Origin of the sequence: Bradyrhizobium pachyrhizi (assembly GCF_001189245.1) — a bacterium.
In the GTDB taxonomy this organism is placed as follows: domain Bacteria; phylum Pseudomonadota; class Alphaproteobacteria; order Rhizobiales; family Xanthobacteraceae; genus Bradyrhizobium; species Bradyrhizobium pachyrhizi.
In genome coordinates, this window is record NZ_LFIQ01000098.1 from 1 (window position 1) to 13,620 (window position 13,620).

9 protein-coding genes and 4 pseudogenes are annotated in these 13,620 nt (G+C 58.1%); 7 read left to right on the plus strand and 6 right to left on the minus strand.

Annotation, left to right across the window (positions count from 1 at the left end):
- The first annotated feature begins 1,263 nt into the window (after positions 1 to 1,263).
- Positions 1,264 to 2,649, plus strand: coding sequence for an FHIPEP family type III secretion protein (locus AKL29_RS46350; protein WP_283809417.1), 1,386 nt, complete (start codon positions 1,264 to 1,266; stop codon positions 2,647 to 2,649).
- 29 nt (positions 2,650 to 2,678) lie between these two features.
- Positions 2,679 to 3,348 (plus strand): annotated as a pseudogene (locus AKL29_RS46355) (FHIPEP family type III secretion protein).
- Between the two features lie 105 nt (positions 3,349 to 3,453).
- Here the strand turns inward: AKL29_RS46355 and AKL29_RS24800 are convergent.
- Positions 3,454 to 3,986, minus strand: a pseudogene (locus AKL29_RS24800) (IS701 family transposase); the annotation flags it as partial.
- A 566-nt stretch (positions 3,987 to 4,552) separates the two neighbouring features.
- On the opposite strand from AKL29_RS24800, the gene AKL29_RS24805 reads away from it, so the two are divergent.
- The gene (locus tag AKL29_RS24805; protein WP_050385984.1) at positions 4,553 to 4,831 is read left to right on the plus strand and encodes a DUF3892 domain-containing protein; all 279 of its coding nucleotides are present in this window, start codon (positions 4,553 to 4,555) and stop codon (positions 4,829 to 4,831) included.
- 795 nt (positions 4,832 to 5,626) lie between these two features.
- Here AKL29_RS24805 and AKL29_RS43745 read toward each other — a convergent pair.
- Entirely contained in the window at positions 5,627 to 5,935 is a 309-nt protein-coding gene (locus tag AKL29_RS43745) for a hypothetical protein (protein WP_193395250.1), read from the minus strand.
- Between the two features lie 1,030 nt (positions 5,936 to 6,965).
- Between AKL29_RS43745 and AKL29_RS24815 the strand changes: the two genes are divergently transcribed.
- Positions 6,966 to 7,172, plus strand: a complete 207-nt coding sequence (locus AKL29_RS24815) for a cold-shock protein (protein ID WP_028337826.1) — start codon at positions 6,966 to 6,968, stop codon at positions 7,170 to 7,172.
- Positions 7,173 to 7,335: 163 nt separating this feature from the next.
- On the opposite strand, the gene AKL29_RS24820 is transcribed toward AKL29_RS24815, so the two are convergent.
- Positions 7,336 to 7,677, minus strand: a complete 342-nt coding sequence (locus tag AKL29_RS24820; RefSeq protein WP_193395251.1) for a hypothetical protein — start codon at positions 7,675 to 7,677, stop codon at positions 7,336 to 7,338.
- Between the two features lie 1,439 nt (positions 7,678 to 9,116).
- On the opposite strand from AKL29_RS24820, the gene AKL29_RS24830 reads away from it, so the two are divergent.
- The 3 genes and pseudogenes from AKL29_RS24830 to AKL29_RS45480 form a co-directional block, all read left to right on the plus strand.
- The gene (locus AKL29_RS24830; protein WP_050385987.1) at positions 9,117 to 9,620 is read left to right on the plus strand and encodes an inclusion body family protein; all 504 of its coding nucleotides are present in this window, start codon (positions 9,117 to 9,119) and stop codon (positions 9,618 to 9,620) included.
- A 294-nt stretch (positions 9,621 to 9,914) separates the two neighbouring features.
- Positions 9,915 to 10,469: an AidA/PixA family protein gene (locus tag AKL29_RS24835; RefSeq protein WP_050385988.1), complete on the plus strand. Its 555-nt coding sequence runs from the start codon at positions 9,915 to 9,917 to the stop codon at positions 10,467 to 10,469.
- Between the two features lie 1,172 nt (positions 10,470 to 11,641).
- Positions 11,642 to 12,055, plus strand: a pseudogene (locus AKL29_RS45480) (IS5 family transposase); the annotation flags it as partial.
- Here AKL29_RS45480 and AKL29_RS41115 read toward each other — a convergent pair.
- The 3 genes and pseudogenes from AKL29_RS41115 to AKL29_RS45485 form a co-directional block, all read right to left on the minus strand.
- Positions 12,046 to 12,415: pseudogene (locus AKL29_RS41115) on the minus strand (transposase); the annotation flags it as partial. The pseudogenes AKL29_RS45480 and AKL29_RS41115 overlap by 10 nt on opposite strands.
- 36 nt (positions 12,416 to 12,451) lie before the next feature.
- Positions 12,452 to 13,288: an IS21 family transposase gene (istA, locus tag AKL29_RS24840; protein ID WP_082190705.1), complete on the minus strand. Its 837-nt coding sequence runs from the start codon at positions 13,286 to 13,288 to the stop codon at positions 12,452 to 12,454.
- A partial coding sequence (locus AKL29_RS45485; RefSeq protein ID WP_430648892.1) for an IS66 family transposase occupies positions 13,285 to 13,620 on the minus strand: 336 nt, incomplete at its 5' end. The genes AKL29_RS45485 and istA, both read right to left, overlap by 4 nt.

A 13,620-nucleotide genomic window follows, 5' to 3' on the forward strand; every position in this document is an offset into this window, starting at 1 on the left:
CTTCTTCGGTCGCATCGTCCTCTCCGATGCACCACAGAATCACGGCTCGCGACAAAGGGGAAGCCACGAACGAATTTGCAGGATTTGTAGGTCTCAACCCTCCAATCCCTGCAATCTCAAACGGCTCTGAATCGAAAAAACAGACTCCAGCTCAATCGCTTAGAGCCTTTCACGGACAACTGCTTACTGTCGTGGTCCGGCGCGTCGGATCTGATGCCGTATGGGCGCTTCGCACAGATACATGGCTCCTACGTATACACATCCGACGGTTACAGCGACGCAGGTCTCGCCGACGCGGTATTCTTGGCTTGCATCACAAACGATGGCATCGGAGCGAAGCAGATTGCGAAGGTACTTTCGTGACTGCGGCAGGCACTTGGGAGTGTGTGACGACCTCAACGGCGATTTCGGATGAATGGCTTGATAGGCCGTGCGTAGGCGCAATAAGGCGCTGCATCGCAGAACCGACCGTCGATCCCGATGTCACTATCGCAAGTGATTGGCTGGAATGGATGCCGCTGGACCTCGTTCAGGACGATCCGTTTATCTGTGTCACACTTGGGCGATGGTTGTTTCCCGGCCAGAGTAAGGATGGATCTGCGAATGTTTGGGCTAGCCACGCTCCACGAATCCGTACCGCATTTCCGCCGGTGCCGGACGCCACGCGCCTAGTGTGCCTCGCCGGTGCCTGGACTGGTGCTCCCAGCCTCATCGGCCCACTTCGGAAAGCCAATGTTACGGCGCCGAGCACCGTCCTCGGAGAGGTCTTCACATTCGCTGCGCATGTTGCACTGCTACAGCGACCGAGCGTCGAGCTGAAGTCGACGATCGATACTTCCGCGACGCCGATCGCGCGTAGTGCGGTGCCTCCGCATTGCGAAATTGACGGGACGCGCATGAGGCTGTTCAGTCCAGAAGCACGTTGTGAAGCCTGGCCGCGTCGTGATCCACGACGCGCTCGCCGTCTCTCATGCAGAGCGCAATCGGATTCTGTTCGATACCCTTCCGATGGCAGAGCCGCCCATCGGTCCCGACCGACGAGCGCGATGCACCGGTCGATCCTTACATACCTCTACGGTATGGATGGCCATCCCTATGTTGCTGTAGCCAGCGGATTGCAACGAGACCGCTACGCCACGAAGCAATTTCAGCTACGCGACGGGAGCACCGATTCTGGGTGCTGCGGGTGTTGGTCGAAGCGAGGTCTGTCAACAGACGTTCGGATCACGCGATGCTACGAGGCAAGCCGCATAGGTGGCCAGTGTGACCTATCTCAGCAGAATCCTGACGGGTGCGACCGGCCGCAATGATATTGTTCTTGCGGCGCTGTTGATCACGATCATTTTCCTGATGATCATTCCACTACCGCCAGTCCTTATGGACGTGCTGCAGGCCCTCAATCTAGCAATCTCAGCTCTCCTCTTGATGGTGGCGGTCTATATTAGATCCCCCCTTGCGTTCGTCTCTTTCCCGTCGATGCTGTTGTTGACGACGCTCTTCCGGCTATCGCTTGGCATCGCCGCGACACGCACTATCTTGCTGCACGCCGACGCTGGCCAGATCATCAAGACCTTCGGCGACTTCGTGGTGGCCGGCAACCTCGTGGTGGGTGCGGTCACGTTCCTGATCATGACAATTGTGCAGTTCGTCGTGGTCACGAAAGGATCTGAGCGCGTGGCCGAGGTCGCTGCACGCTTCTCTCTGGATTCGATGCCTGGCAAGCAAATGAGCGTCGACGGCGACTTGCGTGCCGGCAGCATTGATATTCTAGAGGCACGTCGGCGCCGCGTTGCGATCGAGCGCGAGAGTCAGCTGTATGGTGCTATGGACGGCGCCATGAAGTTCCTCAAGGGTGACGCCATCGTGGGCTTGATCAGCATTGCCGTGAACATCGTCGGCGGGATCACGATTGGTTTGCTTCAAAAGGAAATGGTATTGGATCGGGCGCTCGAGGTCTATGCGATCCTGACCATCGGGGATGGGCTTGTTAGTCAGATACCGGCTCTCTTCACCGCGATCACGGCAGGCTTTATCGTCACGAGAGTAAATGATGAAGATAAAGGCGCCGATCTGGGCAATCCTATTGGCGACCATATCAGCGCACAGCCACGTGCCTTGATCGTTGGATCATTCATTCTCTTCCTGTTTTCGTTCGTGCCAGGCTTCCCTATGACGATCTTCATGATCCTAGCAGTAGCGATTGGGGGCGGCGGCTGGCAACTGCAGCGTATTCGGCGGCCCTCGTCACGGGCATTGGATTACTCGCCGAACCGAAGAGGGATCTTAACGGCGCCGGCCGAATCGGCCGGGCGAGGGGCAGCCGATGATGGCATCACGTTCACCGTACCTCTGATGGTCGACATTGGTCACGACGTTCAAGCCATGATCCAGCGCGATCTATTAAATGAGGAGTTGGCGAACGTGCGGCAGGCACTACTTCTTGATCTCGGTGTCCCTCTTCCAGAGATCAATGTGCGGGTCAACGACAGCTGCAAGGATGGAACGTACATCATCATGGTGAATGAAATGCCCTATGGTGAAGGACGACTGTGGTCACAACATGTTTTGGCGCGCGATACCCCTGAGAACCTCGAGACTATGGGCATTCCATTTGTTTTGGACAGGTCCTTTCTGCCTGAGATTGAGTAGTCTGGGTAGGCACTGCACATCGCGAGTCGTTGCGAGCTGCCAGCATCCCATTCTTCGAATCGAATCAGATTCTTGGCTACCATGTTAGTCGCGTTCTGCGCAGGCACGCCGACGAGTTCATTGGCATCCAGGAAACAAAAATTCTTCTGACCCGCATGGAAGCGCCCTTTCCAGACCTCGTAAAGGAGGTGCTGCGTTCAGCATCTCTGCAGAAAATTTCCGAGGTCTTGCAGAGACTGATCTCAGAAGGCGTTTCGTTGCGTAATGCGCACCATCCTCACGGCACTGGCCGCATCGACCCAAAATGAGAAGGACACCGTCATGCTGACCGAGCATGTGCGTTGTGCGCTCAAACGGCAAATCTGTTTCCAATACTGTTTCGGCATAAACCTGCTACCAGCCTACATTCTCACGCCGGAAGTGGAAGATACGGTGCGGAATGCAATTCGGCAGACGTCTGCTGGCAGCTATCTCGCCCTCGACGTGCGGACAACACGTCAGATCAATGACAAGGTACGGGAGGTGTCGGGCAACCTCGACCAGCAGCCGCACAAGCCGGTGCTGCTAACGTCGATGGATATACGTCGATATGTCCGTATGATCATCGAAGCCGAGTTTCACGGAATTCCAGTGCTCTCCTATCAGGAGCTTCCCCCCGAGATTTCCGTACAGGCACTGGGAAGGATATCGTTGCTATGAGGAACGCGGAAAAAGAGCAGGATATTCTGACCGGTGTTCAGACCAAACTCGCCTTGCGCGTGCTATCGGGTCCCAACCGGGGTGCTGAGACATGGCTAGACGCTGGAAGCCGACTTCGGCAGGAATGCCCACCTTGCGCCGCCGATCGCGGTCCTCAGTCCATTCCTTAGGAAGAGGCGGTAAGCGACAGGCAGGCTGGCGTGGTGGTTGGCAATCGACAGCGACACCGCCACCTGGCAATTATCCTGCTTGCCGAGTTGCCCGCAATATTGCCGTGCAACTCCAACCGAATGTCGCCCCTGCTTGGGAAATCCGGTGTCATCGATGATCCAGGCTTCGATGGGGCCCTGGCGTTCAATCGCCGGCAGGACCATCTCGCGTACCTTGCCCAGCACCTTCTCATCCGACCAGGAGCCGCTGCCGACGAAATGCAGCAGCGATTGATGCTGGGCCGCCGTCCGCTCCGGAGCCGTCACCGCCGCCATCGGCTCCACGCTCTTGCGACCGCCACAGGCCATCAGGCCGACGCAATAGTCGCGCAGCGGCGCCTTCCGATCAGCATGACCGATGACACTGGCAAGCCCTCCCAAATACGCCTCAAATCGCTTCTCGCTCGTCTTCGTGCCACGCCCGCTCATGTCGGCCTCATCGGCTAATGGTCCATGCTGCAACCATCATTGATTCTGGCCGGCGGTTTTGTGACTCGGTCAGACTAGATCGAAAAGACAGAATACTTCGATCGGCCCCAGTTTTGCGCTGACTTAAGAAGACGCTCGGCGGCCGTTTGGCGCCTCGCGGGCGTCCTATGCCGGGTCTGCAATTCGGAATTTAACGACACCCTCGAGCGGGATCGTCCGCAGCCACCATCCACAGCACCGGAGTCATACGGAATGGCGTTTCTGAACCTTATCCGTTATTGACCTCATCAAATGGGCCAGGGTTTTCCTCTCCTGGTGCTCGGTGCCAGCGCCGTCCGCATGTATTTTAAGCGGGCGGCGTTTGCCGTTTGTAGGCACGCTGCCAACGCCTGGCATGGCAGCGACTCGCGCTGTTTATGCCCACGTCCGGATACTCAATCATGCGAACCGCACCACCACCATTTCAAGGAGGGGGGCGAGCCCCAACCATGTGGCAGCATGAGCGGATAGCGTGTCCGATTCTCCGCCAGCAGTCCGACCTTCGGCTCACAAAATAGGAGTGGCTTATGACTCGCCGTATTACATGCATTGTCAAGCTGCCCACCCATCAAGACCACCATCGGCGCATTCAAGCCGTCGGCGGCTCAGGGTGGCAACACCCGGAAGAGACAGCCATCGCAAACGTAAAACGCGATCCGGACGCTTATGAGGTCACTGAACAAGGGAAGATGGCCAAGGTGGTCGTCAAAACCCACGATGGTCGCGAGTACCTGAAGACCGAGAATGATCGTTTTCTTCCCGACAACCTTCTGAGCCTCGACGACTGCCTGCGACTAGAACGTTAGGACGGATCGCACACCTCAAATGCATCATGCGGCGCCGGGCACTGTCCGTAGTTGAACCCCGGTGCCTATGGCCCGACTAGACGAGCTGCTTCCCTAGGCATCGTGACACGCGCGTCTGAAAGTAGACAAAGCCGGCTCAAGCGACGCGAACTGCGCGGCTCGAATTGCGGATTGCTGCCTGGCACGAAGAATGCAGAGCCTCAGCATGCCTAAGGCGCCCTCTCTTAGGCACGGCTACCATCGCAACTTGAAGCCGTGGATAGCCACTGAAGTTAGTGGCGCGTGACGTAGATGGTCGACGGCTGCTCGTGCGAAATATGGCGGGCGCTAGCGTCACGTCGCCACTGACTTCGAGCGAAGGCGCTTGATGCCCAGTCCAGCGTTTGGTTCGACGCGTCGGCAGAGATCAGGAAGGATCCTCGGCAGATGGAGAAAACGGTTAAAAGGCGAGCACTTTGTCTTGGCCTGTTTTTAGCCTGCATGACTGAGTGGCGCGTTCTGTTCTTGGTGAACTGCAATATCCCAGGGCCCCAGTATTGTACCGGTAATGGGGTCATCGCCTTCGAGAGACGCGAGGGACAAGATTGGGAGCGGCAATCCTTATTTGCCAAGCGTATCGCGACATTTCCTCCCGGCTCCTGGTTTGATCACATAGAGTCGAATGAACGAAACGTGCAAGAGAGTGCGAAGGCCTCGGCAAATTAACGCAGAGACCAACATCGCGACGCGGCTCATTGACGCCGGGCGTCTCGCAGCGATGGCACGCACGTGCGGCCTGAAGGCTGACGTCTCATACTACGTTAATGAATCGCTCAAGGAGTCTTGGCGAACAACGTCTCCAGAAGAGGCAAGAAAGATCGCCGAGCGATGAATATTATGGGACGCGGAGAGAAGGCCATGGCCGCACATGCCCTCGATAAAAAACGTGGTTCCGTTCCATCGAGCCGGATCGGCACAGGCATCGACTATGAGCCAGCCGTTGACGCCGTTGCAAGCAATCCGGAAATGGTTCGAAAACAGGATGAAGAGATACGACGCGGGATTGCCGGCATGGCGGCGCTCTAGGCGATTGAAGGTAATGGCCTTCTCGACCTTGGCAGCCAAGAGTGCTGTGAGTATCTCCGTCAGTGGCTGAGCGGGACGAGACGGCCCGCACATACGATCATTGGCCACGCTTAGGTGTTCCGGGCCTGTTTCGAGTATTTTGCGAACAGCAGGTTCACCGAGTCGGGGCGGGCGGAGTCCGAAAAAGGCCATCCTTAAAGTTCTTGAAGAGGCCGATCGCGACCCGAACTCCGCAGCGGTGCGCCTAGTGCCAATTGCCCAAAAAATGCTTGATACCTTGCCCGGTCGAAAACGCGAATGGATCGAAGTGGGGAGGTCTTCGAGAGAGCTGGTTGGTGCAAGCCTCATACCCCGGGCACTCAGGGGTTGGAGCGGATAAAATAGGAGGAGTCATGATAGTCCTGAAGGCGTATATCGGATCAGACCACAACTATTCGCGCACGTAAACATGGCGTTGCCAGCCACTCTCTCGGGTATGCGAAGCGGAATCCTCTTCTGGGATCGCGAATGATAACGGCGCTCACGTTAGTACCAGCCCACATAGAGGCAGAATGCGGTCCATCCTGCCATTGCCAAGATGGCCGTTATGTTGATCTGCTTTTGCGTCATGGTACTTTCGCGGTTGCGCCTTGGCCGAGCTGCGTTTGGTGGCGATTGACAAACACCAGCAGCTCAAGGGTTGTTATGCAAACTCCGCGCCGCCGAAGACGGCGTATCGCAGCAACCATCGGATTGAGGCGGGGCCGCGCAGCCATACCGTGGTTCGTTCAGGTGCTGTATCTAGGCGCGCAGCACGGCGACATTGCTGCGACTGGGGCGCGCCACTGGTTCCGCAACAACGTCAAGATGATGGGGCCGACGCTCGTCGAGCTCGTGAAGCCGACTTCGAATCGGCAACATGAGAGCGTCCCGCCGCAACAGACAGCAATCGTGTGCTGATGACGCAACATGCGCCGTGCGGCGAGTTTCTCGAGAATCGGGCGCGGTGTCATGCCGTCCCGGCTCGCGCGATGTCAGCACGGATGAACTGCGACACGCGCGGCCACCTTAACTCAGGAACTGAACGACGATGGCAATGGGTACGATTAAGAAATGGATCCGCGATCGCGGCTTTGGCTTCATCGCGCCAGATGATGGCGGTGCAGACGTATTCCTCCATGCATCTGCGCTGCCGCTGGGCACGGTGCCTGAGGTGGGCGCGCGCGTCTCGTTCGAGGTCAAGCTCGACCCGCGATCGGGCCGGATGCGAGCGTGCGACGCGCGCATTGCTGAGTGACGAGTGACTCATGAGCGATCATAAGAGCGGCGTCTCGGTCGTGCTGAACAACAGCGTCTCGCAGGTTCGCAGTACAATCATGCCGGATCTCGCGAGGCTCGAGAACAAGGAGGACCGCTCATTCAGCCTCACGTGTTCGAGAGAACCGCTCCAGCCGGTTCTATCAGCCGCATCCGACGTCAGTCTCGATGTAGAGCTTGTCGGTCTCGGTGCCGATCCAGAAGTTCGAGCCCATCTGGTCGCGGCCCCAAATGCCGCCCACCCCTTCCATCGCGTGCCGGGGCGTCCGACCGCCCAGCCAGGGCGTCGGCTTCTCCTTCAGATCACCCTCGATCATGTGCTCCATGGTGGCTTCATCGCAGAGCCGGTAGCGCAAACAGGCGCGCAGCATGTCCTGCAGCGCGCCAGCAAACCGGCCGCGCACAAACCCGTGGCGTTCGATGAGATGACGGGCCACGATGGTCTTGCCGGACCCGATATAGTCCTTGGTGCCGATAACGATCATTGGGTGTACACTCCTTCGAGCATCCGGTGTAAATCCGTACTTCTTTCTTTCGAGGCCGATCCGGTATCCCTTCCGGCATCCACGAACGAGTGGGGCGGAGAACCGCGATTTATCGGCTGGAAATTCGCAGTTTGATGTTATTCGGCGAGCGCCAGGCCCCCCTGCAACCGATCCAAGAACAGAAAGTCGCTTTGATCTTTTTGTATCTAGCCAAAGGCCGGGTCGCGCGTCACCCGCGGCCCCAACGCCACCGGAAGGACCCAAATACCTTCTCGGCGCAATACAGCGTCGGAGGATCGGACCGCGCGACTCGGAGTGTCCACCAAGATGCCTTCGTCCGCGCCGCATGCGAGCTGAACATCCCGGCGTGCACTGCTCTCAACATTTGTGCCGCGCGAAGCGTCCCCTATGAATGGGGACGCGAATACCAATCGGATACTTCGGTTGATCGTAAGGACGTGTGAGGCGGGCGCAACCAAAGTGTTGCTTCCCTCGGCGCAGCAATCACAAAATGATTATGCATTGAACTTGAGCGCACGGATCAAGTTCACGCAAGACTGTCTTGTCGTCATCGCAGCGTGAGACGATTATGCCGCTTTAGATTGCGTTAGACGAATTGCTCCCCGCTACACTCATACAAGTGGGGCTGTTGTGACAAAAGCAGCAGCAGCGCTTACCCACTTGATATCAGTGCGTCGTAGCGAAGCAATTGGCATGCCACGCTTTGCGAGCCGCGCGTCGAGAGCGAAACCAGTTTCTTCGCGACGCGACCGTGAAATCGCGGCCCGTTTGTGGCGGCTTGCCGCCGAACGTCTTAAATCCTACGCGCATGAACGCGACAACATGAACATTTTGCGCGTGACGGCGATCGGCCCAACTGCTTTCTCGAGGGGTGGTATGCGCTCCCACACGACGGAGTTGGATAAACACGAAGACCGAAAGCTGTCATCCATGCGGCGCATCACCCTCCTCAGAGCCACTGGTTACAGTACTCCCACGGCTGAGCGCTCCAGAATCGAGATGTAGCGACGACGCCCTCGATATCGGGGGGCTTCTGCTCGTGTTGCATATTACCTGTGGTGGGTAAGAGGAAACATTTGTCGCGCGGGCGGTTGGTTGCTCTCGGGAAATTTATCGCGCTCTCCACTGGCCGATTTCAGATATGCGACATGGCAGCTAAAGCGCCATGCTGTCGCTCTCCAAGTAATCCCCTCTTCTTTGGCACGGTAAATGCACGTCTCCTGCAACGCGCACGACCTGAGGAGAAATCATCCTATGATCACGCACGGAAGCTCAAGCCTACTCGGCAGAACCAAGTCCAGATGAACCGGGAAGCCGCGCAATTCAACGAACAGCGTTATCAGCCATCGCAATGGTCTACGGCGATGGATTGAGGCTCGGCGAAAGCCGAACATTCCTCTTTGCAATGGAGAAGCCTAATGTCCAGAGTCACAGATGTTCTTGTTGCTTTTGATACGGAATCCATTCTTCAGAGGTACGCGAATCCGAGCAAAAAACCAGACAGCCCCACTCTCATTGAGCCCCGCCATGTCTACATGATCACCAATCAAGACAACGTGCTCCATGGACAAGCGGGCGGCGAGCTCGACCTGAAGGCCCAGGTCGGGGATTTGATTCGTTGGCGCGAGACCAGCCTCTCCCTTGGATTCGAGAAGTCAGTGATCTTCTATCGCTTCATCGGAAACGTAGGGAACGAGCTGATCTCGACGCCGACCCCGCGGAAGGCGGAGGCCTCGTTCGCGCATCCCAATCCTAGCAATCCGTCCGTGCCGACATGTCAGACAATTGCCAACTATTATTGGTCCTCGGAAACATTGGCTATTGGACGAGTTACCTACCATTTCAACTTCATGATCGTCGATCGCAATTGCAGCGCGCTGGGATACTTCTCGTGGGATCCGTTCATCAGCATCCATAATTGATTCGGATGATCACCAAGGCATCGAAGAAACCGCGCGGCGAGGCAACGGCCATGATCCCGCCCACCGTCTACTCCGAGGGTGGCATGAAATGGTAGGTTCAAAGCTTGCTGACGGACGCGTGCCGACCTCACCCGACTCCCTGGCGGATCGACCTTATCGACCAGCTGTCGCTTTTTTCGTCGCTCTCGAGTAAGACCGATCCGCCGTCAGCCCCATCCAGTTCGGCCGGCCCCAAGCACTTGGAAGCTCCGGCGGTTGCCGAGCACTCCACGGTCGGGAGGAAGGGAAACAGAAATGGCCCAAAAAAGGTCCTCAACCAAGAGACAGCGCTCCGAGTCTCACGTTGCCGTTCTCATCATCGTCGACGCAGAGACACTGCTGTCACGGTATCCGAATATCAGTCTCTCGCCCGATGCGCCCGTACGCATCGACAGTGAGCATATCTACGTGCTGGCCACGCGCGATGGCGGGCCGCTCGGGACCAATGACGGCCATCTCGATCTGGCCGTCACGCCTGGCGTCCATCTGCGTATCCGTGGAAACGCGCTGGCCTTGAGAGGTGAGCATATCGTCGCGTTTTATGGGATCGCGCAGGAGCACGCTGGCGTCCTTTCCCCCTTTGAGTTTGTCCTGAGACAAGCCCTGACCGTCGCGACACCCAACTTCGAGAATTTATTGCAGCCGAGCAACCAAAGCATCGACGATCATTTCTGGCAGAGTCAAGTGCTGGCCGATGGCGTGGCGCCTTGCGATCTGAACTTCATGGTCTTGAACAAGGCCTGCTCGGCGCTAGGATACTTCCGATGGCGTCTGCAGATCAACGTCGCGGGTCTCAGGGAGGTGCCGTAGTCGGGCTGCTCCGGGCGCCGTCATTCAATCCCGAACTCGGCTGGGAGTTCTGTGAGGACTACTGGAATAGCCAGTTCTCGGAATGTCGCTCGGCCTGTTTAGCGGTTGAAATTCTATCTATCGACGAGGGTTGGTACTGGCCACGTCGCATTGGGCCGGCCCCACTTCCTACGGTTCCTCGATCCGACCGTATGTTTCGACAATGTGTAGCGTCGTAAGGTGGTGGTCTTGCGTTCTCGCCTCCGCAATGTTGGCAAGCCGACGACCGGAGGGGAAGGTTAGGCGAGCGCTGATATTGAAGTGAGGGTATTTGCCTCGGATTCTTGGGTGCAATTCAGCGGCAACTGCTACATCCGACGCAGCAATGTGCCTGCCGCCCCAAACCTCTATGATCTTGTCTAAAGGGTATGATCGACCCAACATCCTCTTGGTTAGTATTTGTGCGTCCAGCCAATGATAGGCAATCCTCACACAGTCGTCGTGTCCATGTTCAACTCTTGCGTGTTGATAGTTGACACGCTTTTTAGCGCCCGCAATTTCGGCTGCTGAGAGCATGGTTAGCGCTTTCGACATCGAGAACATGGCTCTGCTGACACGCTCGCGAGGTTAGTCTTCACGGCTGTCGGAAGTTACTACCAAGCTTGGTAGTTGCTAGTCGCACAAACGACGCTCATTTAGGTCTTTCAACCAATCCTCCACGCTGCCGTAATGCTCTCAGTGCTGAATGGTGATCCTGCCTTTCGGGCTCAAGACTGCACCCGGATTTGATAGGCGCTCGTCGCCACTCGCGGTTATTGGCGAAGGGGCCGAATTTGAAATGCAACGCCACCCGATTTGAAATGCAACGCCACCCGATTATCGGCTGTCGAACGATCTCAATATATTCCCCTACCTCGTTCTCAATAGCCTGAATGTACCAAACCCTGGAAAAGCTGAGATGATCGGCGCTAATGCTTCTCTGTTCCGGTGGAAAGCGCCGATCACGGCTTCGGCGGAGCCGTCGATCAGATGAACATTCGAAAGCTCAGCGCCGTATTCATTCTTGCCTCCATAGCTGACATGAATGAGTGTCGCGGATTGATGTTCGTGATACTAGGGCCAGCACCCAATAAAATCATTGCCGGTTGAATAGCTTGCTGATTCCATTGCTGTACGATTCGGGGGCAACGTCGATGCGACGCAATCTATTCTGGCTGAACGACGATCAGTGGCGGCAGATCGAACCTACTTGCCGACAGAGGTGCGCGGCAAAGAGCGCGTGGACGACCGCCGAGTGATTAGCGGCATCTTGCATGTGATCAAGAGCGGTTGTCGATGGAGCGATTGCCCGCCGGAATATGGTCCGCCGACGACGATCTACAAGCGCTTCGTGCGCGGGCCGAACGCGGCGTGTGGGAGCGGTTGTTCCGCGAACTTGCGGCGCGCGGTCGATCGAGCGCCACGCAGATAATCGACAGCACGCAAGTTACGGCGCACCGCTCGGCCTCGGGGGCAAAAAGGGGGAGCACAAGCAGGCTATTGGCCGCTCACGCGGCAGCCGAAACACGAAAATCCACGCAATCGCAGATGCGCACCCGCGCGCCTTTGGCCCCCATCCGCGCAGTGGGGCCATGTTGGTCTTGATCCAGGTCTCGTCGATAAAGACCAGGCGTCGGGGATCGAGATTGGCCTGCCATGAACGCCAGCGCTGGCGTCTACGCGCGATGTCTGCGCGAGCTCGCTCGAGGGCGAGCAGCGTTTTTTTTGAACCGCAGCCCTTCGCGTCGCAGAAATAGCCAAACCGCATTGTGGGAGACCTTGATCCCGCGCGCGGCGAGTTCATCCTTTAGGTCGTGAAGCGTCAAATGCGGCGTCTGACTGATCCGTTCCTTGATGAAGGCGCGATGCGGCTCAAGTACGGGCTTCCGATGGCCACCCATCTTGCCGGGCGCTACCGTAGAACACGCGCCGCAAAATGAAGCCGCCCGACGACGTCACCGGGATCACCTTCTCCTCGAAGTCGGTCGTGCGGCCTTTCGGCAGTGGCGCCAGCGCCTCCTTCTCGAGCGCGATCCGCTTGACGAGGTTGGGTTGCGCCGGCCGACAATCTCGTCGACAAAAGCCCGGTAGGCATCGAGACTGGCGAAGTCGCGCGTGCCCCGCAGCAGCAGCGCATCCTCCAGCGCTCGTTTAAGATGGCCGTGCGCACTCTCGATCGAGCCGTTCTCGTGTGCGATGCCCGCATTGTTGCGCGTTGATGTCATACCGTAGTGGCCCATCAGCGCGGCGTAGCGCTGCGTCTGATCCTCCCGCTCGTCGGCTGCCAGATTGCGGAACGACGCCGACAGACTGTCGCTACGATGCTCCCGCGGCACGCCGCCGAGCGGCCACGGAGCGTTCTGCAAGCCTTCCGCCAGGGCGACGAAGCTTTCGCCGCCGAGCACGACGTGGGCATGCTCGAAGCCGGAGAACGCCAGCCCGAAGTGATAAAGCCGGTGATCGAGCGCCTCACCCGCGATGGCGACGCCGAGCGCACTCGTGTCGGTAAAATCGGACAGACCCAAACGGCCGCGCTCGTGCTCCTGGCGGAAGATCACGTCCTGTTCGGGGCCGTTGAGCACCCGCCAGGCATGGATGCGCCGCTCCAGCGTGCGTCGGATGTTCGCCTTGAGGTCGGGATGCCGTCGGCGCAGCTCGTCCAGCACGCCGATCACGCGGATGCCGGGCGCCGCCTTCAGGATCGGGATGATCTCGGCGTCCCAATAGGGCGCAAGCGGATCGGACCGTCGGCGGCCTCGCGGCGCCTTCTTCTGTGATGGCGGGCGCGAGTCGTCTTCTATGCGGTATGCACTCGCCTTAGAGAACCCTGCTTTGGCCGCGGCGGCCTCTCGATGCGCCCGTCATCAAGGTATAACGTCAGGCCGTCCCAATGACGCAGCGCATAACGCAAAGCCTTCGCCGTGTCGCTCTTGTGCGCGAGGTGATCAAGCGTTGCCTCAAACCACTGCTTCAAGGCTGCAGCCAGAGGCCGGGCATGCGCTTGTCGGCCCGCGCGACGCTCAGCAGCAGATCGGCCGCGGAGGGCTTTCTCGACCGCGTAGAGCTGGGCGATGCGCTCGAGGCCTCGCGGGCAACCGGAGCCGGCGCCAGCGAAGCCTCGCGCTCGATCTTC